Source organism: Bariatricus sp. SGI.161, assembly GCF_050313695.1.
GTDB lineage: Bacteria > Bacillota > Clostridia > Lachnospirales > Lachnospiraceae > JAFBIX01.
The window spans coordinates 42,680-65,399 of the sequence record NZ_JBNPLX010000018.1; the positions used below are offsets into that span (position 1 = coordinate 42,680).

21 protein-coding genes and 1 tRNA gene are annotated in these 22,720 nt (G+C 39.6%); 2 read left to right on the plus strand and 20 right to left on the minus strand.

From position 1 onward, the window contains the following. Nucleotides 1-48 precede the first annotated feature (48 nt). From ACQRBH_RS11355 to ACQRBH_RS11415, 13 genes are all read right to left on the minus strand, one after another. The gene (locus ACQRBH_RS11355; protein ID WP_427761778.1) at nucleotides 49-261 is read right to left on the minus strand and encodes a hypothetical protein; all 213 of its coding nucleotides are present in this window, start codon (nucleotides 259-261) and stop codon (nucleotides 49-51) included. Between the two features lie 10 nt (nucleotides 262-271). Beyond that, complete coding sequence (locus tag ACQRBH_RS11360; RefSeq protein ID WP_427761780.1) at nucleotides 272-652, minus strand: sigma factor; 381 nt, start codon at nucleotides 650-652, stop codon at nucleotides 272-274. Between the two features lie 343 nt (nucleotides 653-995). Then, on the minus strand, nucleotides 996-1,529 hold the full coding sequence (locus tag ACQRBH_RS11365) for a hypothetical protein (RefSeq protein ID WP_427761781.1): 534 nt from the start codon (nucleotides 1,527-1,529) through the stop codon (nucleotides 996-998). Nucleotides 1,530-1,650: 121 nt separating this feature from the next. Next, entirely contained in the window at nucleotides 1,651-3,639 is a 1,989-nt protein-coding gene (locus ACQRBH_RS11370) for a 2-isopropylmalate synthase (protein WP_235233527.1), read from the minus strand. 186 nt (nucleotides 3,640-3,825) lie between these two features. After that, nucleotides 3,826-5,355 (minus strand): sodium:solute symporter family transporter, encoded by a 1,530-nt coding sequence (locus tag ACQRBH_RS11375; RefSeq protein WP_427761782.1) that lies wholly within the window; start codon nucleotides 5,353-5,355, stop codon nucleotides 3,826-3,828. A gap of 124 nt (nucleotides 5,356-5,479) precedes the next feature. After that, the gene (locus tag ACQRBH_RS11380; RefSeq protein ID WP_427742154.1) at nucleotides 5,480-5,956 is read right to left on the minus strand and encodes a methylglyoxal synthase; all 477 of its coding nucleotides are present in this window, start codon (nucleotides 5,954-5,956) and stop codon (nucleotides 5,480-5,482) included. A 66-nt stretch (nucleotides 5,957-6,022) separates the two neighbouring features. Next, nucleotides 6,023-6,898, minus strand: coding sequence for an NAD(P)-dependent oxidoreductase (locus ACQRBH_RS11385; RefSeq protein WP_235233524.1), 876 nt, complete (start codon nucleotides 6,896-6,898; stop codon nucleotides 6,023-6,025). 17 nt (nucleotides 6,899-6,915) lie between these two features. Then, complete coding sequence (locus ACQRBH_RS11390) at nucleotides 6,916-7,581, minus strand: UDP-N-acetylglucosamine pyrophosphorylase (protein WP_427761784.1); 666 nt, start codon at nucleotides 7,579-7,581, stop codon at nucleotides 6,916-6,918. 24 nt (nucleotides 7,582-7,605) lie between these two features. Then, complete coding sequence (locus tag ACQRBH_RS11395) at nucleotides 7,606-9,639, minus strand: DNA topoisomerase (protein WP_427761786.1); 2,034 nt, start codon at nucleotides 9,637-9,639, stop codon at nucleotides 7,606-7,608. 18 nt (nucleotides 9,640-9,657) lie between these two features. Next, entirely contained in the window at nucleotides 9,658-11,772 is a 2,115-nt protein-coding gene (ppk1, locus tag ACQRBH_RS11400) for a polyphosphate kinase 1 (RefSeq protein WP_427761788.1), read from the minus strand. Nucleotides 11,773-12,170: 398 nt separating this feature from the next. Continuing rightward, nucleotides 12,171-13,256 carry an aspartate-semialdehyde dehydrogenase gene (gene asd, locus ACQRBH_RS11405; protein ID WP_427761790.1) on the minus strand — a complete coding sequence of 362 codons (1,086 nt, stop codon included), beginning with the start codon at nucleotides 13,254-13,256 and terminating at the stop codon, nucleotides 12,171-12,173. Nucleotides 13,257-13,274: 18 nt separating this feature from the next. Then, nucleotides 13,275-14,654, minus strand: a complete 1,380-nt coding sequence (gene argH, locus ACQRBH_RS11410) for an argininosuccinate lyase (RefSeq protein ID WP_427743992.1) — start codon at nucleotides 14,652-14,654, stop codon at nucleotides 13,275-13,277. Between the two features lie 117 nt (nucleotides 14,655-14,771). Next, a complete protein-coding gene (locus tag ACQRBH_RS11415; protein WP_235233516.1) occupies nucleotides 14,772-15,383 on the minus strand; it encodes an epoxyqueuosine reductase QueH in 612 nt (203 codons plus the stop codon). Nucleotides 15,384-15,522: 139 nt separating this feature from the next. Here ACQRBH_RS11415 and ACQRBH_RS11420 point away from each other — a divergent pair, with 139 nt between their 5' ends. Both ACQRBH_RS11420 and ACQRBH_RS11425 read left to right on the plus strand, forming a co-directional pair. Then, the gene (locus ACQRBH_RS11420) at nucleotides 15,523-16,290 is read left to right on the plus strand and encodes an ABC transporter ATP-binding protein (protein ID WP_347376407.1); all 768 of its coding nucleotides are present in this window, start codon (nucleotides 15,523-15,525) and stop codon (nucleotides 16,288-16,290) included. Next, the gene (locus ACQRBH_RS11425; protein ID WP_427743991.1) at nucleotides 16,283-17,080 is read left to right on the plus strand and encodes an ABC transporter permease; all 798 of its coding nucleotides are present in this window, start codon (nucleotides 16,283-16,285) and stop codon (nucleotides 17,078-17,080) included. The genes ACQRBH_RS11420 and ACQRBH_RS11425 overlap by 8 nt, the downstream gene beginning before the upstream one ends. A gap of 62 nt (nucleotides 17,081-17,142) precedes the next feature. On the opposite strand, the gene ACQRBH_RS11430 is transcribed toward ACQRBH_RS11425, so the two are convergent. The 7 genes from ACQRBH_RS11430 to ACQRBH_RS11460 form a co-directional block, all read right to left on the minus strand. Beyond that, complete coding sequence (locus tag ACQRBH_RS11430; RefSeq protein WP_427743990.1) at nucleotides 17,143-17,736, minus strand: GTP pyrophosphokinase; 594 nt, start codon at nucleotides 17,734-17,736, stop codon at nucleotides 17,143-17,145. Between the two features lie 175 nt (nucleotides 17,737-17,911). Next, nucleotides 17,912-17,984, minus strand: a tRNA-Thr gene (locus tag ACQRBH_RS11435). Nucleotides 17,985-18,073: 89 nt separating this feature from the next. After that, nucleotides 18,074-19,009 (minus strand): M14 family metallopeptidase, encoded by a 936-nt coding sequence (locus ACQRBH_RS11440; protein WP_427761792.1) that lies wholly within the window; start codon nucleotides 19,007-19,009, stop codon nucleotides 18,074-18,076. Next, nucleotides 19,006-19,944, minus strand: a complete 939-nt coding sequence (locus tag ACQRBH_RS11445; RefSeq protein WP_427761794.1) for a M14 family metallopeptidase — start codon at nucleotides 19,942-19,944, stop codon at nucleotides 19,006-19,008. Before ACQRBH_RS11445 ends, ACQRBH_RS11440 begins: the two co-directional genes overlap by 4 nt. Further along, complete coding sequence (locus ACQRBH_RS11450; protein WP_427761795.1) at nucleotides 19,945-20,718, minus strand: transglutaminase-like domain-containing protein; 774 nt, start codon at nucleotides 20,716-20,718, stop codon at nucleotides 19,945-19,947. 1 nt (nucleotide 20,719) lies between these two features. Further along, complete coding sequence (locus ACQRBH_RS11455; RefSeq protein ID WP_347376412.1) at nucleotides 20,720-21,412, minus strand: alpha-E domain-containing protein; 693 nt, start codon at nucleotides 21,410-21,412, stop codon at nucleotides 20,720-20,722. Further along, the gene (locus ACQRBH_RS11460) at nucleotides 21,394-22,707 is read right to left on the minus strand and encodes a circularly permuted type 2 ATP-grasp protein (RefSeq protein ID WP_427761797.1); all 1,314 of its coding nucleotides are present in this window, start codon (nucleotides 22,705-22,707) and stop codon (nucleotides 21,394-21,396) included. Before ACQRBH_RS11460 ends, ACQRBH_RS11455 begins: the two co-directional genes overlap by 19 nt. Between the last annotated feature and the right edge of the window lie 13 nt (nucleotides 22,708-22,720).

Genomic DNA, 22,720 nt, shown 5'->3' on the forward strand with positions numbered 1-22,720 from the left:
TTCCCTCTCCTTGTTCCCCATATTATCTTATAAGTAACATTGCAATACCTACAATTCCACACACACGAGATCCCAACCTTTAAGGCAATAGAAACAGCCGACATTACCCACGCCACCGGATCCGCATTTCCTTTTTTTCTCTGTTGTCCATCCAAAAATATTCATGCAAAGTCCTATGCGATAGAAGGATACATTACGATAGAATATTGCAAGAAAGATCATCAGATTTGCAGGAATATCAAATTGAACTACTTTCGCCATAAAATCAGCCTTAACCTCTTTTTTTATTTCTTAGAAGTTTTTCTTCCTCAAGATAGTCTCCCATTTCTTCTCTCACGAACAATTCCTGCTTCATCCGATTCATATACTTTCTACATTCACTACATTCTTTCAGATGCTCTTCCCTCTTTATAATATCCTCTTCCATATTTTCTTTAGACTCATAATTCTTCGGAACCTCCTCTCCTGTAAAATGCATGCTCTTCCTACAATACGCATAATACTGGTTCTTCACAATCTGACATAGCCAAACCGACATCTTACACCTTCCCTGAAACTGATCCAAATGTTCAAACGCAGCTACAAAAGTGGCCTGAGTCAATTCTTCCGCAAGATCCGGACTGCCACTCAGTTTGAGTAAAAAAATACACATCCTTCATATATCCCATGTATACCTCCACAAAATCCTCCATCCCTGCCACCTCCTCTATAATAAGAGTCGGAATTCGACATTTTGTTACAAAAAATTCAATTGGGGACGGGGGTTTTTTCATTTTCCTCCGTCCCCAATTGAATTTGCCGTGTCCCTTTTTGTATTTATTATAACATACACTGTAGATGAATCCTATCAATTCTTTATGAAATGGGAATTTAGTTGAGTTAGTCGATAATTGGGTGTGTACGGCGAGAGGATGGATGGGATGGTTGCCATTGCGGAGTCCTTCGCTAAGAATCCATAACAGGAAAAGAAGCAGATATTTTGTGACCAGGCTGATTCACCCCGAAATTTTGATGATTTCGAGGTTCAGCAGCCTTCTCAGATCTGGCTTGAAGCCAAATCTTCGCACAAAATATCTGCTTCTTTTCCTGTAACGGATTCTAACGCTTGTCCAACGAACGGCAACCATCCCATCCATCTTCTCGCCTGACATCCCCCAAATCCGCAACTTCCTCATCTGGGAGAATTCCTGCGCGTCATGCAGAAGGAAAGATATCAGTAATGATATTGTCAAAAAACTGGCAGAATAACTAACTGATTCTTTCATTGAAATAATGATGAATAGTATAAAAACATCGCTCCCCATTGCGCTTCGCGCCAGGAATTCGTCCAGATGAGTTCGTTCAGTAATTGGGAATGTCAGGCGCAAGGGAGTTGGATAAGCTGGTCTGTATCCGTCCAGCCAAGCGATAGAATCCGTTACATAAAAAAGAGTTGCAATTCCGTGTGAGAATTTGGCATCCAGCCAAATTCGAAAGGACTGCTGAATCGAGAAATTATCCCAAATTTCTCGGTGAATCAGTCCGGTCACGAAATTGCAACTCTTTTTTCTGTTATGGATTCTCAGCGAAGGATACCGGATACAGACCAGCCTATCCAACTCCCTTGCGCCGTACACACCCAATTACCAACTAACTCAACTAAATTACCATCTACTTCTGATTTCTGAACTGCATTGGTGTCATGTTATAAGCTTTCTTAAACATTCGATTAAAATGCTCAACATTCTGGTAACCAACCGACAAGGCAATATTCTCTACCGTCATATTGCTGCTCTTCAAAAGTGCTTTTGCCTTTTTCATTCGGATCTTCTTAACCAGCTCTCCAAATGTCATTCCAGACTTCTCTTTGATATATTTAGAAATATATGGTTTGGAGAGATAGAATTTTTCTGCCAGATCATCCAAAGTAATGTCAATATAATTGGCCTGAATATAATTCATGATTTCAATCATTCTGGCATCTTTACATGGATCAGCAGATCCCAGTTCTTCTATCTTATTAACAGCTACAATTAATGCCTCAATGGAAGCACGGATAATATCTGCATCAATGCCAACGCCCCAGAAAGTCTTGCCTTTACAGATAATTCCAACATATGCTACTGCCTTAGAAGAAGATCCTTTAGTGAGTGAATGCTCCTCATAAAATGTAAGTTCATAACTAATGTTAAAATACTGCTTAATCGCGTTGCTGACAGCATCCAGACGTCCATTACCATTGGCAGTAATCACTCTACTCTCACCGGCATGATTAATTGTCACTTCTGCCGTAATTCCATCTACCTGTTTAAAATGACATTCATCCACATGGAAGATACTTTTTGTATTAATATAATTATCTGCAAAAATCTGATATACCCATTCAGGTGTAAGTTCTTTGTGTGCCTTGTCAGATACATCTTTTACGAGATATCCAACTTCTTCTCTCATCTTCTGTGGCAGATTGATACCATGACTTTGCTTCAGGATATAATTGACACCGCCCTTGCCAGACTGACTATTGATACGAATAACATCAGAATCATACTTTCTTCCAACATCCTGCGGATCAATCGGCAGATATGGAACTGTCCATGTATCACACTGTTTCTCTTCTCTCCAAGTCATACCTTTAGCAATTGCATCTTGATGAGATCCTGAAAATGCTGTAAATACCAAATCTCCAGCATATGGCTGACGCTCATATACATGCATTCTTGTCAAACGCTCATAAGTCTCTCTAATCTTCTGCATATTTGAAAAATCAAGTCCCGGATCCACACCATGAGAATACATATTCATTCCCATTGTAACAATATCTACATTACCGGTACGCTCTCCATTTCCAAATAAAGTACCTTCAATACGGTCAGCTCCTGCCAGAACTCCAAGTTCTGCCGTTGCCACACCACATCCCCTGTCATTGTGAGGGTGTAAACATAAGATAACGTTATCTCTATATTTCAGGTGCTTATTAACATATTCCAGCTGGCAGGCGAATACATGTGGCATTGCATTTTCTACGGTTGTTGGAATATTGATAATTGCTTTATTATCTGCTGTTGGTTTCCATACATCCAAGACTGCATTACATACCTCAACCGCATAATCCACTTCCGTTCCTGGGAAACTTTCCGGACTATACTGGAATGTGAAATTCCCATCCGTCTCAGACGCCAACTTCAGAAGCAATTCCGCTCCATCAATCGCAATCTTCTTGATCTCTTCTTTACTCTTTCTAAATACCTGCTCTCTCTGTGCAACAGATGTAGAATTATATAAATGGATCACTGCGTGTGGTGCGCCTTTCACTGCCTCAAATGTCTTCTTAATAATATGTTCTCTTGCCTGAGTCAATACCTGTACTGTAACATCATCCGGAATCATATTCTTTTCAATCAAGGTTCTCATGAATTGGTATTCCGTCTCAGATGCTGCCGGAAAACCAACTTCAATTTCTTTAAATCCTATTTCCACCAGCATCTGGAAAAATTCCAGCTTCTCATCCAAACTCATTGGTTCAATTAATGCCTGATTTCCATCTCTCAGATCCACACTACACCAAATCGGCGGTTTCTCAATATATTCTTTTTTCACCCAATCATAAGTAACCTCCGGTGGCATAAAATATGTTCTTTCATATTTCTTACAATTTTTCATACAAATACCTCTCTTTCTATGACAATTCGAATAAAATTCATCAATTTAATTGTTTTATTTTAATCATAACCTATCCTAACATATGTCAACAAAAAAGGAAAGTGATAATTTTAATCACTTTCCTTGATGTATTTTAATATTATGTCATTTCATTTTTCTTCATCTGGAATCAGACGAGAATCGCTTCTAATTTACCTCCAAAGAACGCTTTTTTGTAATGGTTACTTTCTCTTCATAACATTCAAATATGTCATCCACTTGCTTTTTGTTCATCTTTGGTGTGATCAGACTAACAATTGGTACAATAATCAAACCAACAATCATTGCAATTGCACCTGCATTGATTGGGGATGCAATATAATGCAAGAACATGTTGGAAACTGTGATTCCAACACCTGATGCAAAGCTTGCCCATACCGCAGCTTTTGTAACGCCTTTCCAATATAATCCATACATAAATGGTGCCAGAAATGCTCCGGCAAGTGCTCCCCAGGAGATACCCATAAGCTGAGCAATAAAGGTCGGTGGATCCAATGCGATTACTACAGATAATACAATGAAGAATACAACCAATACCTGCATTATACGTACTTGTTTCTTTTCGTCCATATCTTTCATCACATTACCTTTCAGAAAATCAAGCGTCAATGTAGAACTAGACGTCAGCACCAATGATGCCAGAGTCGACATGGATGCAGATAACACCAATACTACAACAATACCAATCAAAATATCCGGTAGCGTTGACAGCATATATGGAATAATTCCATCGTAGATCATACTTCCGTCTTCTGCATAAATGGTTGGATTATCGAATAATCTTCCAAATCCGCCGAGGAAATAACATCCACCAGAGATGACAACAGCAAATAAAGTGGAAATAACTGTACCTGTGTTGATAGATTTCTCATCTTTGATTGCGTAGAATTTGCCGACCATCTGTGGAAGTCCCCATGTACCAAGAGATGTCAGAATAACAACTCCCAGAAGATTCAGCGGATCTGGTCCAAAGAAAGAAGTAAATGCACCTGGCTGTCCCATCGTAACCGGCACATCACTTGGGATCTCTGCCATCTGACGGATTGCTGCAATAAATCCGCCCTTTCCAATTAAAACAGCTGCAATAACAGCAATGATACCGCCAAGCATAATAATTCCCTGGATAAAATCATTGATAGCTGTTGCCATATAACCACCAAGAATAACATAAATTCCAGTAAATACAGCCATTACAAGCACACAATATGTATAAGGAATATTAAACGCCATCCCGAATAATCTAGATAATCCATTATATACAGATGCAGTATATGGAACCAGAAAGATAAATACGATTGCTGATGCTGTGATCTTAAGCGCCTTACTGTCAAATCTCACTCCAAAGAAATCCGGCATTGTCTTGGAATTCAAATGTTGCGTCATAACTTTGGTACGTCTTCCTAAGACAACCCATGCCAAAAGACTTCCAATGATTGCATTTCCCAAACCGATCCAAGTGGAAGCAAGACCATATTTCCATCCAAACTGTCCGGCATATCCAACGAATACAACCGCTGAAAAATAAGAAGTTCCATATGCAAATGCCGTAAGCCACGGCCCTACAGAACGTCCTCCTAATACATAACCATCCACACTCGTTGCATGCTTTCTTGAATAAATTCCTACCGAAACCATAACGGCAAAGAAAACAATAAGCAATAACACTTTAATAACCATATGCTTCTCCTCAACTTTCATTCCCTTTTTGTTGCTTTAAACCGCAACACTTTAACGTATTAAAGTTTAACCTGAAAGTAGTTTATCATATAGTCTATTATATGTCAATGAAAGAATGCTCTGTTTATTTCATTTTCTCCACACGTTCCTGAACAGTCTTATTAAAATTCTCTACTTTTCTGCTGTATACACCATTCATATATTTAGAACTCAACATAAAATCTGCCGTTGCCAGATTATTCGCAACCGGAATGTCATATACAACCGCAATACGCAGTAATGCTTTTACATCTGGGTCATGTGGCTGAGCTTCCAGTGGATCCCACAAAAAGATCATAAAATCAATCTGCCCTTCTACAATCTTTGCACCAATCTGCTGATCACCTCCAAGGGGACCACTATTATATCCTTTTACTGGAAGTCCTGTCTTCTCAGATATTAATCTTGCAGTCGTTCCTGTTCCACATAAGAAATGTCCTTTTAAGATCTCCTTATTCTTATCACACCACTCTACCAGTTCTTTTTTCTTACCATCATGTGCGACCAATGCAATATGTTTTGCTTTTCCAATCTCAAATGTTACATAGTTATCATCTAACATATACTACTCTCCTTTCTATGAGTCCTTCCTATCGTACTACATTTTTTCACCATATACAAGAAATTATCATTCTTCTCCCGCTTCTGCATAGTATTTCATAAGAGCCTGCGTTCCAAGATTGCCGTAGCCGGCAGCCTCTAATTCTTCATAGTTTGCAAGCACGAGACTCAACACTTCCAAACTCAGTTCGCTCATATTAGCCTCAGTAAGCGCAAGTTTCATATCCTTTACAAAATGTTTCAGAAAAAAACCTGGTTCATAATCTCCTGCCAGAATCTTTGGCCCGAATATATCTAACTGCTTACTTCCTGCAGCTCCTGTAGATACCGAATCCAGAAATACTTGTGGATCTAATCCTTTTGCTTTTGCATAAGTCAGAGCCTCACAGACGCCAGACAAAGTTCCTGCAATCATAATCTGATTAGCAAGTTTGGCATGCTGTCCACATCCTGCATTTCCTTGATAATTTATATTTGTTCCCATTGCCTGGAATAATGGCATACATTTTTCAAAATCCTCTTTCAGACCGCCAACCAATATAGAAAGAGTTCCTGCCTTTGCCCCTGTATCTCCACCAGTCACAGGTGCATCAAGTACGTGATACCCCTTTTCTGTCCCCTCTTTATATATCTTCTCAGCAAGCATCGGACTTGTTGTCGTCATATCAATCAGATATGCTCCTGACTCTGCACTATCCAGAATATTTCCTTCCTCAAAGTATACTTCCTCAACATCCTTTGGAAAGCCTACAATTGTAATTACTGCTTCACAATCTTTTACACAATCCTGAATCGACTCATGGAAATTTGCCCCTTCACTGATTACATCCTTTACCTTTTCTTTATTTCTGGCATAAATATGAAGTTCAAATCCCGCCTTCATGAGATTACGCACCATAGATTTTCCCATAATGCCAACGCCAATAAAACCTATTTTATTCATAATACATTCTCCTTTCTCTATCTCTTTTCTACTATCTCTCCTTGTCTTTTATAGATACTATTTGCCGGCACATAGCCTCTGACACTTGAAAGCGGATAGATATTGGAATGGTTTCCTACCACACTTCCAGGATTCAAAACAGTTCCACATCCAACCTCCACCTCATCGCCAAGCATTGCACCAAATTTCTTGATTCCTGTCTCAATATTCTCTTCTGGTGTTTTAACCACGACCAGTTTTTTATCTGACTTAACATTAGATGTGATAGATCCTGCTCCCATATGAGCTTTATATCCCAAAATGGAATCACCAACATAATTGTAATGAGGGACCTGTACTTTATTGAATAAAATCACATTTTTTAACTCCGTGGAATTACCAACAACAGCACCTTCCCCTATGATAGCATTCCCACGAATAAATGCACAATGTCTTACCTCAGCATTTTTGCCAATAATCGCAGGTCCATGTATGTAAGCTGATTCAAACACTTTGGCAGACTTAGCAATCCACACATCATCACCTATTTTATCATAGTCCTCCTCCGGCAATGTCTCTCCCAACTTTAGAATAAATGCACTGATTTTCGGAAGAACTTCCCAAGGATAGGTCACTCCCTCAAAAATATCTTTTGCAATAGTCTCATCCAACGTATACAATTCCGCTACTGTCAATTCTTTCATATGATTCTAACTCCTTTATTTATTTTACTTTTTATTTGAATATTTTCGCCCTTGATTAGATTTTTTATAAAATTGTGCTGTTTTATCATAACAGGCGCGTAACTGATTCTGATTATAAAGCTCTTTAACTCCTTGCGTCCTACTTACAATAAAATGATCCAGTTTACGCATATATTCATCTGGCGTAATCTCGCCTTCTGCAACATAATTCAATCCCTTTTCCCAGCTCGCAGTCAATTCTGGATTTAAAAGAGATTTGATAGAATGATCCACCACATCATAGATCATTTCTCCAAGCATCGTTGGCGTCACAATCTGCGTCTTCTTATTCAAAGCCAGATATTTATTATGGAACAGCTTCTTAAGTATCTCTCCTCGTGTTGCACTGGTTCCAATACCACTTCCCTTAATCTGAGCCCGCAATTCTTCATCTTCAATCAGTTGTCCTGCATTCTCCATGGCCAGGATCAAAGAACCAGAATTATAACGTTTCGGAGGTGAAGTCTTTCCTTCCTTAATATCCAGCGATTGCACTTCTAAAATCATTCCTTTTCGCAAAGATTGTATTTTTTGAAAAAAGGAAGCATCTGTATCTTTTTCCTCATCCTGCCCGTCATCCGATGTAATAGTTTTCTTCTGTCCCGGAATTCCTGCAACCTTTAAGTAACCTTCTTCTGCAAGCACTTTAAAATTTGAAAAAAAGGATTCCTTCTTCATCTTGGTCACAATTGCTACTTTCTGATAAATCGCCGGAGGATAGAATATACTCAGGAATCTCCTTACAATCAAATCATAGACCTGACATGACAGATGAGACAGTGTACCTAACACATTCAATCCCTGTCCCGTCGGAATAATCGCATAATGATCTGTAATCTGCTTATCATTCACATAACGAGTTTTTTCTAACCCCTTATGACTTCCCAATGCAACAATATCTTGAAGATATGGCACCACAGGCTGATACTTCATCAGACCATTCAGATTCTTATGAATTTCCTTTGCCACGGCTGTAGACAGCACTCGCGCATCCGTTCTGGGATAAGTCACGAGTTTCTTTTCATATAATTCCTGTACGATTCGAAGTGTCTCATCCGGACTAATCTTAAAACGCTTAGAGCATTCATTCTGTAGCTCTGCCAGATTAAAAAGCAAAGGCGGATTCTTCTTCTCTTTTTTCTTTTCAATGGATACAATCTGACACTGCATAGGTTTCTCATCACTCAAATATGTAATCAGATCCTCTGCTTTTTCCCGTTCTTTAAATCCATTCTCTTTATACAAGTCGAAAGACTCAAACCAACGAGACCCTTTGACCGCTCTCCATTCACCTTCAAAACTTTGTTCCTGATCACCGATAGTACTGAGCACACGATAGAAAGGCGTTTCTACGAATTCCCGAATCTCTCTCTCCCGTCGTACAACCATTCCCAACACACAAGTCATCACTCTTCCCACAGAAATCACAGAATACTTTGTGTTCAAATAATTAGAAATACTGTTGCCATACTTTAATGTCAAAAGGCGAGAAAAATTAATTCCCATCAAATAATCTTCTTTCGCTCTCAAATAAGCTGATGCAGACAGATTGTCATATTCCTTCAGATCTTTTGCTTCCCGAATACCTCTTAAAATCTCTTCTTCTGTCTGAGAATCAATCCAGACACGGCGCCGTTCCTTTCCATGCACTCCTGCCTGCTGCTCCACCAGACGATAGATATATTCTCCCTCTCGTCCAGAGTCAGTACATACATAGATCACGTCAACATCTTCTCGGTTAAGAAGTCCTGCAACAATCTTATATTGCCTGGACACTGCCGGAATGACTTCATATTTAAACTCCTTTGGTATAAAAGGCAGAGTTTCCAAACTCCACCTTTTCAAATTCGGATCATACTCTTCTGGGTAGCTCATTGTTACCAGATGTCCTACACACCAGGTAACAATTGCCTCGTCTGACTCCAGGTATCCGTCTTGTCTTCTAGTCTTTATCTTCAGTGCCTTGGCAAATTCCTGTGCCACACTCGGTTTCTCTGCAATATACAGTGATTTCCCCATAAATCTTATCAAAACTCCTTATCTTTTCAAGAGCCCTTTCAACCATCTGCCCAGTCCATTTTCCTGCTCTGGCGTCTCCTTCTTGGCATGGATTGCCTCTTCCATAAAGACAGCCTGTGAATCAATCATTGGCTCTGATGCTTTCTTCTTTACAAAAGCTCCGTTGCTCTGTAAGACTCTGGCCTTGATATTATCACCAAGCATCACTTTCAGATAATGGTTGATCTGGCTTTTTATATTATCATCCAATACAGGGCAGGCGACTTCTACTCGCTTCTCCGTATTTCTCGTCATCATATCTGCCGAACCAATATATATCTTTTGATTTGCCCCCGTACCAAAACTAAAAATACGCGGATGTTCCAAAAATCTTCCCACCACGCTCATTACTCTCAGATTATCTGTATAGCCTGGTACTCCTGGAAGTATACAGCATATTCCTCTGACAATCAAGTCGACTTTCACACCAGCCTTTGACGCTTCAGAAACCTTACGGATAAAATCTACATCCGTAAGAGAATTCATCTTCATAATAATTCGTCCATTGTTTCCTTTTTTAATCTGCTCATCCATCAAATATAATATTTTCTGCTTCAGACTTGTAGGTGACACGATCAGATAATCATAGTTTCCATTTAGATTACCTATGGACATATTCTTGAAAAATTCAGCAGCATCTCTTCCTATTGCCTGATTTGCAGTCATCAAAGACAGATCTGTATACATAGTCGCAGTTTTCTCGTTATAATTACCAGTTCCAATCTGTGTAATATACTGTATCTCATTACGGTTCCGGTAAGTAATAAGACAGATCTTAGAATGTACCTTATATCCCTCAAATCCATAGATGACCCGACATCCTGCTTCTTCCAGACGCTCCGACCAATCAATATTATTCTGCTCATCAAATCTCGCCCGCAATTCAATCAATACAGTGACTTCTTTTCCATTTTCTGCCGCTGCACACAGATATTCTACCAGACGAGCTTTCTTGGCCAGACGATAAATTGTAATCTTAATCGTCAAAACATTTGGATCCACGGAAGCTTCTTTAATCAATTTCAAGAAAGGATTCATGCTCTCATAAGGATAAAACAAAAGGATATCCCTTTTCTTTACCTGCTTCATCACACTTCCATCCTGCACATGAGCTGAATTCTGCGGAGAAAATGGCGTGTATGTCAAAGACCGTTTCATAGACTCTGGAAGATTTCCTGCAATCGAAAAAATATAATCCAATTTCATTGGCATCTTGGTACGAAAGATCTGTGCCGGTGTAATGTTAAATTTTTCGCAGAAATACTTCTCCATATCCCCAGTCAGTTTCTCGGCGATTTCTAATCGTACAACCGCCATTTTGCGGCGTTTATGAAGAGTCTCTTTCATCAGCAGCCTGAAATCATCATTAACCTCCAGCGCCTCATCATCCGGTGATACATCTGCATTTCTTGTAACACAAATATAATTGGCATCCGACACCTCATACTGTTCAAAGACAAGATTCAAATATTCCATGATTACCTTTTCCATGCGAATATAACGGATATCATGCCCAGGCAAAACCAAAATATCTGATACGAACTGTGGAACCGGAACGATTCCAAGAGTCGTCTTCCCTTTTTCTGATTCCTTATGCTTTAAATTTGCCGTAACATAGATGGCTTTATTTAACAAATGTGGGAACGGATGATTCGCATCCACAATCTGCGGAGACAAAATCGGCAGAACTTGCTCTTTAAAATACTTTTTCACATATTTCTTCTCAGACTGTTCTAATTCTTTAAAATCCAGACCACAAATTCCATACGGCGACAATTGCTTCTTAATCTCCGCATATGTCTTATCCCGTTCTTTATAAAGAGGTGCAACTGTCTCATAAATCTTTTCCAATTGTTCTTTAGGCGTCATACCAGTACGGCTGTCCTTATTATTCGCATCTGTCTGTGCCATATCAAATAAACTTCCGACACGAATCATAAAAAATTCATCCAAATTACTGGTAAATATTGCAACAAATTTCATTCTTTCCAAAAGCGGAACCGTTGGATCCTGTGCTTCCTCCAGGACTCTCTGATCAAACCGAAGCCAGGATAATTCTCTGTTTTGCGTATAATTGTATATCTCTTTGTCCATATCTGCATACCTCGCATTTTTCACTATAACATCTTTTTTTATTTTAACACTTCACCATCACAAAAGGAAGAATGAAATGGGAATTTAGATTAGTTAGTTGGTAATTGGGTGTGTACGGCGAGAGGATGGATGGGATGGTCTGTTTCCGTCTAGCCAAGCGATAGAATCCGTTACATAAAAAAGAGTTGCAATTCCGTGTGAGAATTTGACATCCAGCCAAATTCGAAAGGACTGCTGAATCGAGAAATTATCCAAATTTCTCGGTGAATCAGTCCGGTCACGAAATTGCAACTCTTTTTTCTGTTATGGATTCTCAGCGAAGGATACCGGAAACAGACCAGCCTATCCAGCTCCCTTGCGCCGTACACACCCAATTACCAACTAACTAATCTAAATTCCTACTTCGCCTGAATGTATCCTTTGGCTGTCAGGGATTCTGCGCACAGCACTGCTCCGCCTGCTGCACCGCGTACGGTATTGTGAGAAAGTCCGACAAACTTATAATCATAGATGCTGTCTTCTCTCAGACGTCCGATAGACACACCCATACCATTTTCATAATCTACATCCATCTTTACCTGTGGACGATTATCCTCTTCCAGATACTGGATGAACTGCTTTGGAGCACTTGGAAGCTCTGCTTCCTGTGGGAATCCTTTGAAGCTCTCTAATTTTTCGATTAACTGCTCTTTGGTAGGTTTCTTTTCAAAGTTAATGAATACAGCTGCTGTATGTCCATTTAATACCGGTACACGCAGACACTGACAAGTAATCTTTGGTTCTTTTGCCAATGTAATCTGACCGTCTTCTAATGTTCCAAGTACACGGAGTGGTTCCTGCTCACTCTTTTCTTCCTCTCCACCGATATATGGAATGATATTCTCTACCATTTCCGGCCAGTCCTTAAATGTCTTACCTGCACCAGAGATTGCCTGATAAGTGGTTGCAACAACTTCTTTTGGTCCAAATTCTTTCCATGCTGCCAGACAAGGAGTATAGCTTTGGATAGAACAATTTGGTTTTACCGCAATGAATCCGCGTGTTGTTCCAAGGCGTTTTTTCTGTGTCTCGATCAGACCAAAATGCTCAATATTGATCTCTGGAATTACCATTGGTACATCCGGTGTCCAGCGATGTGCACTGTTATTTGATACGACTGGTGTCTCAGTCTTTGCATACGCTTCTTCAATCGCACGAATTTCATCTTTTGTCATATCTACTGCACTGAACACAAAGTCTACTGTTTCAGCAACCTTCTCTACTTCATTCACATTTAATACAATTAGATTTTTAACAGCCTCCGGCATCGGAGTATCCATTTTCCAGCGTCCTCCTACAGCCTCTTCATAAGTCTTTCCTGCAGAACGTGGACTGGCAGCCACTGTTACAACTTCAAACCAAGGATGATCTTCAAGCAATGAAATAAAACGCTGTCCAACCATTCCTGTTGCTCCTAAAATACCTACTCTTAGTTTCTTTTCCATCTTCACTCTCTCCTTCTCTTAGTATTCATCCATATATTTCTTATATACATCAATCACTTCATCCATTGCACTCTTACCTGGTGCACCAATAGTAATTCGTTTATTTACACAAGTTTCCAGACTAATCGCATCATAGATATCTTCCTCAAATACCGGAGATATCTTTTTATATTCTTCCAGCGAAAGCTCGTCTAACGCAATCTTTTTCTCCAGGCACAATAATACCAGCTGCCCTACGATCCCATGCGCGTCTCTAAACGCAACCCCATGATTCACCAGATAATCAGCAGCGTCCGTTGCATTGGTAAACCCATGCCTTGCACTGTCTTTCATTCGATCCTTGTTAAACTGCATCGTCCGAAGCATTCCCGTGAACAGAGTCAGACATCCCTTAGCGGTATCAATTGCATCAAAAGCCCACTCCTTATCCTCCTGCATATCTTTGTTGTATGCAAGTGGGATCCCCTTCATCGTTGTAAGTAACGCATTCAGAGCTCCGTATACTCTGCCGGTCTTACCACGGACAAGCTCCGCAATATCCGGATTTTTTTTCTGTGGCATGATACTGCTTCCGGTGCTGTATGCATCATCAATCTCAACAAATTTATATTCGTTGGAATTCCAGATAATCACTTCTTCCGAGAATCTACTTAAATGCATCATAATAATAGATAATGCGGATAATAATTCCAATAAATAATCTCTGTCAGAAACGCCGTCCATACTATTGAGCGTCGGTCCGTCAAATCCTAACAGACTTGCAGTATATTCACGATCCAGCGGATATGTCGTTCCAGCCAGCGCTCCCGAGCCCAACGGACACGTATTCATACGCTTATAGATATCTCTCAGCCGTTCATGGTCTCTTTTGAACATTTCAAAATAAGCACCCATATGATGCGCCAGTGTAATCGGCTGTGCTTTCTGAAGATGTGTAAATCCCGGCATATATGTATCTGTATTTTCTTCCATAATTGCAAGAATTGCATGTAACAATTCTTTCACCAGACTGTCCAGGAGATGAACCTCATCTCTTGTATAAAGTTTCATATCTAAAGCCACCTGATCATTCCGGCTTCTTCCGGTATGCAGCTTCTTACCCGGTTCCCCGATCCGATCGATCAATGTTGCTTCAACAAAACTATGAATATCCTCATATTTCTCCGAGATATCAAGCTTTCCATTCTCTACATCACTTAAGATTCCTTCCAGGCCTGCGATGATCTGCTCTTTCTCATTATCTGTTAGAATCCCCTGCTTTGCAAGCATCATGACGTGCGCAATACTGCCCTTGATATCCTGCGCATAGAATCTCTTATCAAATGAAATCGAAGCATTAAAATTATATACTAACTGATCCGTTTCTTTTGTAAAACGTCCACCCCATAACTGTGCCATATGGATTTCTCTTCCTTTCGTAAAAATATACTGTAAACGATTTTATCATATTTTTGCATAAAATCAAATGATTTCGTACTTTTTTGTATTTTCATAAATGAATTGCCACTATTATACTCAACGGTTTTCTTCCCGAATAGAAAACTCACATCCACAATAATTCTGTCTATAAAGACCATATACTTTTGATAATTCAATTGAACGTTTATATCCATTTCTCTTTTTAAAATCAGACTGCAGATAAGAAACGCCGTATTCTTCTGCAAGTCTCATTCCAATCTCATTTAACCGTTCTGCGTTCTTCATCGGACTAATACTCAAAGTCGTTGTAAAATAATCAAAAGCTCCTTGACTGGCAATCTCAGCTGTCTCTCTCAATCTCAATTCATAGCATTTCATACAGCGTACTCCGCCTTCTTTCATATGTTCCATTCCCTCAGCCATCTGATAAAAACGCTCTTTATCGTATTGCCCCGCTATGAAAGAAACCGGATATCTGGTCCTCATCTTCTCAATCAGCGTCTGCTGCTCCAGAATCCGTTTTGTATATTCACTCTCTGGGAAAATATTAGGATTGTAATAAAATACTGTAATTTCGAAAAAATCACTCAAATATTCCAACACATAACTGCTGCATGGAGCACAACAGCTATGCAATAACAAGCGCGGTACCTTCTCTTCTCTCTCCAGACGCTGAATTGTTTTTTCCAGTTCTTTCTGATAATTCATAGGAATCCTTTCTCCTTATAGTAGACCGTGGTATTATACTTTTGCATTATAGCTTTTTCCATCGGTTCTGACAAGGTCAATCCGTCACGAATTTCCAATATTTACATAAAATAATATATAGTCATCCAAGGAGGTTCCTATGGAACAAGTATTAGAATTAAAACATATCCACTATGCTTACCACACCCTTGAAGGAGAGACTCCCGCTCTTACGGATATATCCTTTTCACTAAACAAAGGAGAATTCGTATCCATAGTAGGACCTTCCGGCTGTGGCAAATCTACACTTCTCTCCCTGATTGCCGGTCTGCTGACACCAGAAAAAGGTCTGATAAAAATTAATGGAAAATATCTGCGGGAAAGTACTACAAATGTTGGCTATATGTTACAGCATGATGAACTTTTTGAATGGAGGACCATCTATAACAATGTAATTCTTGGTCTGGAGGTACAGCATATGCTGACAGCCCGAACAAAAGAAAAGGCTCATGAATTACTCAATATGTATGGTCTGAAACAATTTGAGAATTCCCGTCCTTCGGAGTTATCCGGTGGAATGCGTCAAAGAGCTGCATTAATACGTACCTTGGTGCTAGAACCTGATATCTTACTTCTGGATGAACCTTTTTCTGCTCTGGATTACCAGACACGCCTTAATGTTGGTGATGACATTGGTCAGATTATCCGCCACGAAAGAAAATCTGCACTTCTTGTCACCCATGATTTGTCAGAAGCAATCTCATTGGCAGATCGTGTCATCATCCTATCCGGACGACCAGCAACAATAAAACAGACCATACCGTTAATTTTTACTCTGGATACCGACACTCCGTTAAACAGACGTAATGCCCCAGAATTTAAAACATATTTCAATCTAATCTGGAAGGAGTTGAATACAGATGAGTGATCTATCTCAAGGTCAACAGCAATACCTTTTAAATCACCGAAAACATCAGCGTATTGTACGAATTTCCAGAATCTTGATTCTTCTAAGTTTCCTCTTTATCTGGGAATTTACGGCAAATATAGGAATCATTGATTCATTTATTTTCAGCAGCCCGTCCAAAATTGCTCTGTGCTTCTGGAATATGGTGCTTGATAAAAGTATTTTTCTTCACATAGGAATCACACTGTATGAAACCATCATAAGCTTCCTCTTAGTTACTGCCATCGGAGTCTTGGTGGCAGTTGCTCTATGGTTTAGTTGTAAGCTTTCTGAAATTTTAGATCCTTATCTGGTGGTACTGAACAGTCTCCCAAAATCAGCTCTGGCCCCTTTACTCATTGTATGGCTGGGCGCAACAAAAACGACAATTATTGTTGCAGGTATGTCAGTGGCGATCTTTGGAAGTATCTTAAGTCTATATACCAGTTTTACAACCGTAGATCCAGGAAAGATCAAATTAATCTACACTTTGCAGGGCAGCCGTTTTCAGGCACTAACGAAAGTTGTCATTCCAAGTTCAATACCTGCGATCATCAGCAATATGAAAGTAAATATCGGACTTTGCCTGGTGGGTGTTATTATTGGAGAATTTCTGGCAGCAAGAGATGGTCTTGGATATCTGATTATCTACTCTAGTCAAGTATTTAAAATGGATTGGCTCCTGATGAGCATCGTTCTTCTATGTATCATGGCAATGCTTCTCTATTCGCTGATCAGCATTCTGGAGACATGGTGCACAAGACATTATTAAAAGAGTTCTCCAATAATGCAACACAGGAGATGCAACACATCGCACCTCCTGATACATATTTCTTATATCTTATCTATTTTATTGCGCAGCTTCATCATCTTCTTATCCAATGCAGCGATCTCTTCGGAATACCCTTTTAATTCCTTCGCCACTTCCTCTGCTCCAGACACATTCTTCTTATAAATCAACTGATAATCCAATACAGACCAGAAGTCCATAGCCGACGTACGGATCTGAATCTCCGCTCTTTTTATCTCAGACTGTTCCCCGAGATAAATCGGAATCTCAACAATCATATGAAGACTCATATAGCCATTCTTCTTCGGCTTTTCGATGTAGTCCTTAATCTTAATGACTTCTACATCACTCTGTTTTTGAAGCATTTCTGCAACCTTATAAACATCATCAAGAAATAGACACACGATACGAATCCCAATCAGATCATTCAACTTTTTCTTTGCTGCTGCAAAATTCCGTTCATAATCTTTTCGGAGCAATTTTGCGTGAATACTGTCAGGTTTTTTCAATCTGCTGCTGACATCCCAGATAATCTCTCTGCCATACTCACGTGACAATTGTTCATTTATTATATTGATTTTTGCTTTTAATATTCCCACTACATATTGATAGCGCAGTTCATACTTTTCTTTTTCCATATCTGCAGCAATCTGCTCTATCTCTTGTTTTACTTCCTTTTTAATCTTACATTCCTCCAGTCTCTATCCTGTTTCCTAATACTATTATAATGCAAATCCTATGTTACAACTATCAAATTTATGTTAAAAAAAAGAAAAACTACAACTCTAATCTAAGAGCTGTAGTTTTATTTTAAGCTGGAAATCGGACTTGAACCGACGACCCCTTCATTACGAGTGAAGTGCTCTACCGACTGAGCTATTCCAGCGTTCTGCTGCTACGATCAGCAGTCACAAGTATTATTATAGCGAATTTCAAAATATTTGCAAGAACTTTTTTCTATATTGTTACTATATTTTACTCATGTAATCTTCGAATCAACTTATATACAATCTCACTTTCAGTGACCAGAGGTTTTTTGTGCGCGAAGAAAATGATACCGTCAGTCGGTGCTAACACTTTACATATTTCTTCCCCTTCATATGGATCTAAGATCTCTCCTAATACATCTCCCATATGAACCTCTTCTCCCGGCGATTTCAGACGACGGTAGATTCCAGATGCATTAGTTTTAACAATCGTTAGTTCCTCTTCTTTAATGATGCTGGCAATATAGCCATTATGACTGTTATATCTTAGAATTCCCATCCTTGTCAAAAAACGCAGAACTGCTGATACAGCCTGACGTGCAGATTCCTCATCTACGACATCAGTCTCACTGGTATAGACTGAAAAAGCACTGGTCTCCCATACTTGCCAGTTATAGTTCAATGTCGTTGTATCAATAGGTTTTGGTTTTCTTACCACTACATACGGAAGCCCAAACAAAGTTGCCAAACTCGTATTCTGATATCCGGTCTCCATCATGCGAACATGAGGTACAAAATCTCCCGGAAGATAAAAACTGGCGAACTGGATTCCATAGCTGTATTCTTTTACGCATTCAAACACCCCCGCCGCAATTCGCTGTGTTGTCTCACCTTTATCATATCCTGGGAACATACGGTTAATATCTGTATTATCCACTGCCCAGAATCGTTTCCCAATATTCATGGCATGATGATTCACAGAAAGAATTACCATGATCTCATTATCCGATACAATCGCACCATGCATCTCCAGCTCTTTCAATTTTTTCACCAATTGAGAACACACATATAATTGCTGTACCTCATTTCCTCGAATCGCTCCAACAATACAGACAGATTTTCTTCCGCTGCCAAAACGATATCCCGTAACTTTCAGTTTCTCCCTATATGGAGAGTCCAATGTATAGATGACTTCTGTTTTCATTCTTCCGCACCTCCAAGGATCCGATTCAAAAGAGAACCACTGTATACAATCGGATATTCTCTCCGGGTAAATACTTTTCCTGTAATTGGTGCTTTAACCTCCTCCAGCACACTTCCTGTCAGTGGATCTACAATTCTTCCCAACACATCTCCTCTCATTACTTCATCAAAAATTCTAGCATCAGGAAGATAGATACCTGGATGATCTGCATTTACAAATCCGATTGCCCGGTCTGAAGATATCAGCGGTTCTCTGACAGATTCAACCGGACCGCTCCAGATTCCCATTTCTTTCATAAGATTTAAAATTCCATCCACCAATTGATATCCATAATCTTTTGTTATTCGCATACCAACACCCATCTCAACAACCAGAGTCGGTACGTCGATCATATTCAAACTATATGCCAAAGTGGACTCCAATACCGTTGCTGCCGCATGTATCCACACAAAATCTACATTTAGCAGTCTCGCATATGGTACAAGTTGATCTGCTGTTTCTTCATTAATTCTTACCTGCGGCATTTCTTCCAGATAAATATTGCTGGCATGAATATCGATGCACATATCTGCCCCCTTTAGATCAGACATCAGACGACTTACCATTGTTTCCATCATTGGTCCTTCTTCGCTTCCAGGAAATATCCTGTTCATATCCAGGTCAAACATGGGAATTCCCCGGGTAATCGAATCAATTCCCAAGGGATTAAATGCCGGATATATATCTACAATTCCATGCAGGTATTCTGGGTGTTTCTGAATCCTTTGATTTAACTCATAACACACGAATTGACCTTCCAATTCATCTCCATGCGTTCCTGTTACGATCCCAATTCTTTTCATATTATCGGATGTCTCTTCAGGCATCAGACGATTCTTTTTTATTTCCAGACGTTCATCTACCGGAAGTCCCATAGACACTACTGTCTCGACCATCTATATTTCCTCCACATTTACATAGATTTTCTGTGACTGGCAGGCCTGTCCACGAAACAATCCCTTATCTAGTACACAATCCCCATAATCTCTTCCATGGGCCAATTTTATATAATAATCATCTACATGCAGATGATTCGTCGGATCCAGTCCATACCATCCTTCACCTGTATAGATTTCCACCCAGGCATGGGTATAGCCTTCTCCGATCATAAGTCCATTTACATATCTGGCAGGAATCCCCTTCATACGGCACAACGCAATCATAATATGTGCATAGTCCTGACAGACTCCTTTTCGCCCTTTCCATGCTTCACCCGCTGTCGTATGAATATTGGTACTTCCAGTAACATAAGAAAAATCCTGATAGATTGCATCCATAATCTGCACAGCGGCTTTCAGATGATCTTTCGATGTGATTTTCAAAGAATTCCCATATTTTTTTAATTCCTCAGAAGGCTCTGTAAACCTGGAAGGAAATCTATACATTGGATGAAGCGGACAACGTTGCACCTGCATTCCAGACACAACAGCCGTCCCCTCCACTTCATATGCAAACCGCATATGGTTATTCGCACAATGACCCACATATTTATGATTGCCAAATCCATCAATGACTTCATCCAGGCTATCTGTTGGACTTACATATCTACTTGTAATCTGTATCTTCTGTACATCATTTGACGTCGGCACACAACGCAAAGCAAAGTAATGATCACATACAGGCTGATCGAATCTTAACTCCATCCTGTATGTGAACTGTAATGACTTCATGTTATCTCACCTCAATAATATTTCCCAGACAATCGAGAAGTTCCTGATCTCTTCCTGCCATTTTTTCTGGACAAGATAATTTATCATGAATCATACCTGCTATTTTTTCTAATGTTGCCGCATCATAATACATCGGTGTTTTATGCAGACGATTCGTAAGTTTACTGAATTCTTTCTCGATATCTTTTGTGTGATACTCCAAACGAATATATAAATCTAACCTTTCTACATATTTTCCGCATTTCATAATATTGCGGCACTCTTCATCTTCCACATAATCGTCTACGCATCCCCAGAATGCCAGAAGATCATCAAGCACTGACTGTAATTCCAGAAGCGGCGCCATCTCACGCTGCTCTTTTTCAAATACGTCCAGTGCCATCTGCATATAACTGAGCACATTACTGCTCAGTTCATCCCGAAGAACAATTGCATTGTCAAAAGCCCTGTTCATATTCGAATACAAAGAATCCGGATTATCTTTTCCATAAAGATAAGATTCAGCAAACTGCTGATTTGATGTATAGATATCAGGAATATTCAATCTTTCACAGTAATATGTATAGCTTCCTTCCGGTGCCTCTATCATATCATCAAAAACCCGAAAAAATTTTCTCAGTGTCGTATATACACGTTCTGTGTACCTTCCTAACCAATACAAATGATCCAGTTTTTCTATTGAGATAATACCCATGTGTCTTTAAATCCTCCTCCCTGTGATGAATTTACTACGAACGAATCCGGATTCCTGGAAAATCTGGTTAGCCCACTCGGCCAAACTTGTGTTTTCTCGCCAGATAATACAAAAGCTCTTAGATCTGCTTTCCTTGGAACCCGTTCGTCTCCCTCTATAATGTGAAGATCCTGAAAATCAATCACTTCTTGTGCTATAAACCTTCGGGCTTCTTTCTGAACTAACGCTTTCATATCTTCCAGCTTTTCTTTTGTCAGTTCATTTCCAAAGATAACTCCGTAGCCTCCAGCTTCGGCTACATCTTTGATAACCAGCTTGTCCAGATTCTCCAGGACATATTTACGGTCCTCTTCATAAAACGGAAGATATGTCGGCGCATTCTTAAGAATCGGTTTTTGATCCAGATAATACCGGATCATCTTCGGTACAAAATAATAGATACCTTTATCATCCGCAATTCCATTACCAGGTGCATTTACAATCGCTACATTTCCCGAGCGATATACATCCATGATATTTGGAACACCAATCAATGATTCCGGATTGAACGTCATTGGATCCAGATATTCATCTGAAATCCGTCGATAAATGACGCCTACTTTCTGTTTTCCACCACGGAAATCCCTGTAATATAATTGATTTTTTTCTACGAACAAATCACTGCACATTGCCAGCACACTTCCTGTTCGTTCTGCAAGATAAGAATGTTCAAAATATGCGGCATTGTATCTTCCAGGTGTCATTATGACCCTGATGCCGCCTGTATTAACATATTCCATCGTATCCGTCAGCATCTTTGCATAATTACGATTGTCAATAATCGGATTCGTCCGGAAAGTCTCCGGTGCTACTCTTCGTTCCAATTCACGCGCAATCAGAGGATATGACGCACCTGAAGGTATTCTGAGATTATCTTCTAATATATACCAGCTTCCATCCTTTCCCTGTACCAGATCAATTCCTGAAATATGGCTGTATATATTCTTCGGAGGGCAGGCACCTTCACATTCCGGAAGGTATCCGGAAGATGAAAACACGAATTCTTCTGGAATCACTCCATCCTTAATTATCTTCTTTTCTCCATACACATCTTTCAAAAACAGATTCAGTGCATCTACTCTCTGAATAAGTCCTTTTTCCAACAATGCGAAATCATTTTTCGTAATAATTCTCGGTATCGCATCGAAAGGAAAAAGCTGTTCATGAAATGTCTGATTTTTGTAAATTCCAAACTTGACCCCATAACGTGCCAGTAATTTGTTAATTCCTTCGACATGATCCACTAGATATTCCATATTTCTCACCTTC

What these genes read in the sequence shown, in the direction of transcription:
- ACQRBH_RS11355 (WP_427761778.1), bottom strand. Translation starts at nt 261, where the DNA reads ATGGCGAAAGTAGTTCAATTTGATATTCCTGCAAATCTGATGATCTTT.
- ACQRBH_RS11360 (WP_427761780.1), bottom strand. Translation starts at nt 652, where the DNA reads ATGTGTATTTTTTTACTCAAACTGAGTGGCAGTCCGGATCTTGCGGAA.
- ACQRBH_RS11370 (WP_235233527.1), bottom strand. Translation starts at nt 3,639, where the DNA reads ATGAAAAATTGTAAGAAATATGAAAGAACATATTTTATGCCACCGGAG.
- ACQRBH_RS11375 (WP_427761782.1), bottom strand. Translation starts at nt 5,355, where the DNA reads ATGGTTATTAAAGTGTTATTGCTTATTGTTTTCTTTGCCGTTATGGTT.
- ACQRBH_RS11380 (WP_427742154.1), bottom strand. Translation starts at nt 5,956, where the DNA reads ATGTTAGATGATAACTATGTAACATTTGAGATTGGAAAAGCAAAACAT.
- ACQRBH_RS11385 (WP_235233524.1), bottom strand. Translation starts at nt 6,898, where the DNA reads ATGAATAAAATAGGTTTTATTGGCGTTGGCATTATGGGAAAATCTATG.
- ACQRBH_RS11390 (WP_427761784.1), bottom strand. Translation starts at nt 7,581, where the DNA reads ATGAAAGAATTGACAGTAGCGGAATTGTATACGTTGGATGAGACTATT.
- ACQRBH_RS11395 (WP_427761786.1), bottom strand. Translation starts at nt 9,639, where the DNA reads ATGGGGAAATCACTGTATATTGCAGAGAAACCGAGTGTGGCACAGGAA.
- ppk1 (WP_427761788.1), bottom strand. Translation starts at nt 11,772, where the DNA reads ATGGACAAAGAGATATACAATTATACGCAAAACAGAGAATTATCCTGG.
- asd (WP_427761790.1), bottom strand. Translation starts at nt 13,256, where the DNA reads ATGGAAAAGAAACTAAGAGTAGGTATTTTAGGAGCAACAGGAATGGTT.
- argH (WP_427743992.1), bottom strand. Translation starts at nt 14,654, where the DNA reads ATGGCACAGTTATGGGGTGGACGTTTTACAAAAGAAACGGATCAGTTA.
- ACQRBH_RS11415 (WP_235233516.1), bottom strand. Translation starts at nt 15,383, where the DNA reads ATGAATTATCAGAAAGAACTGGAAAAAACAATTCAGCGTCTGGAGAGA.
- ACQRBH_RS11420 (WP_347376407.1), top strand. Translation starts at nt 15,523, where the DNA reads ATGGAACAAGTATTAGAATTAAAACATATCCACTATGCTTACCACACC.
- ACQRBH_RS11425 (WP_427743991.1), top strand. Translation starts at nt 16,283, where the DNA reads ATGAGTGATCTATCTCAAGGTCAACAGCAATACCTTTTAAATCACCGA.
- ACQRBH_RS11430 (WP_427743990.1), bottom strand. Translation starts at nt 17,736, where the DNA reads ATGGAAAAAGAAAAGTATGAACTGCGCTATCAATATGTAGTGGGAATA.
- ACQRBH_RS11440 (WP_427761792.1), bottom strand. Translation starts at nt 19,009, where the DNA reads ATGAAAACAGAAGTCATCTATACATTGGACTCTCCATATAGGGAGAAA.
- ACQRBH_RS11445 (WP_427761794.1), bottom strand. Translation starts at nt 19,944, where the DNA reads ATGGTCGAGACAGTAGTGTCTATGGGACTTCCGGTAGATGAACGTCTG.
- ACQRBH_RS11450 (WP_427761795.1), bottom strand. Translation starts at nt 20,718, where the DNA reads ATGAAGTCATTACAGTTCACATACAGGATGGAGTTAAGATTCGATCAG.
- ACQRBH_RS11455 (WP_347376412.1), bottom strand. Translation starts at nt 21,412, where the DNA reads ATGGGTATTATCTCAATAGAAAAACTGGATCATTTGTATTGGTTAGGA.
- ACQRBH_RS11460 (WP_427761797.1), bottom strand. Translation starts at nt 22,707, where the DNA reads ATGGAATATCTAGTGGATCATGTCGAAGGAATTAACAAATTACTGGCA.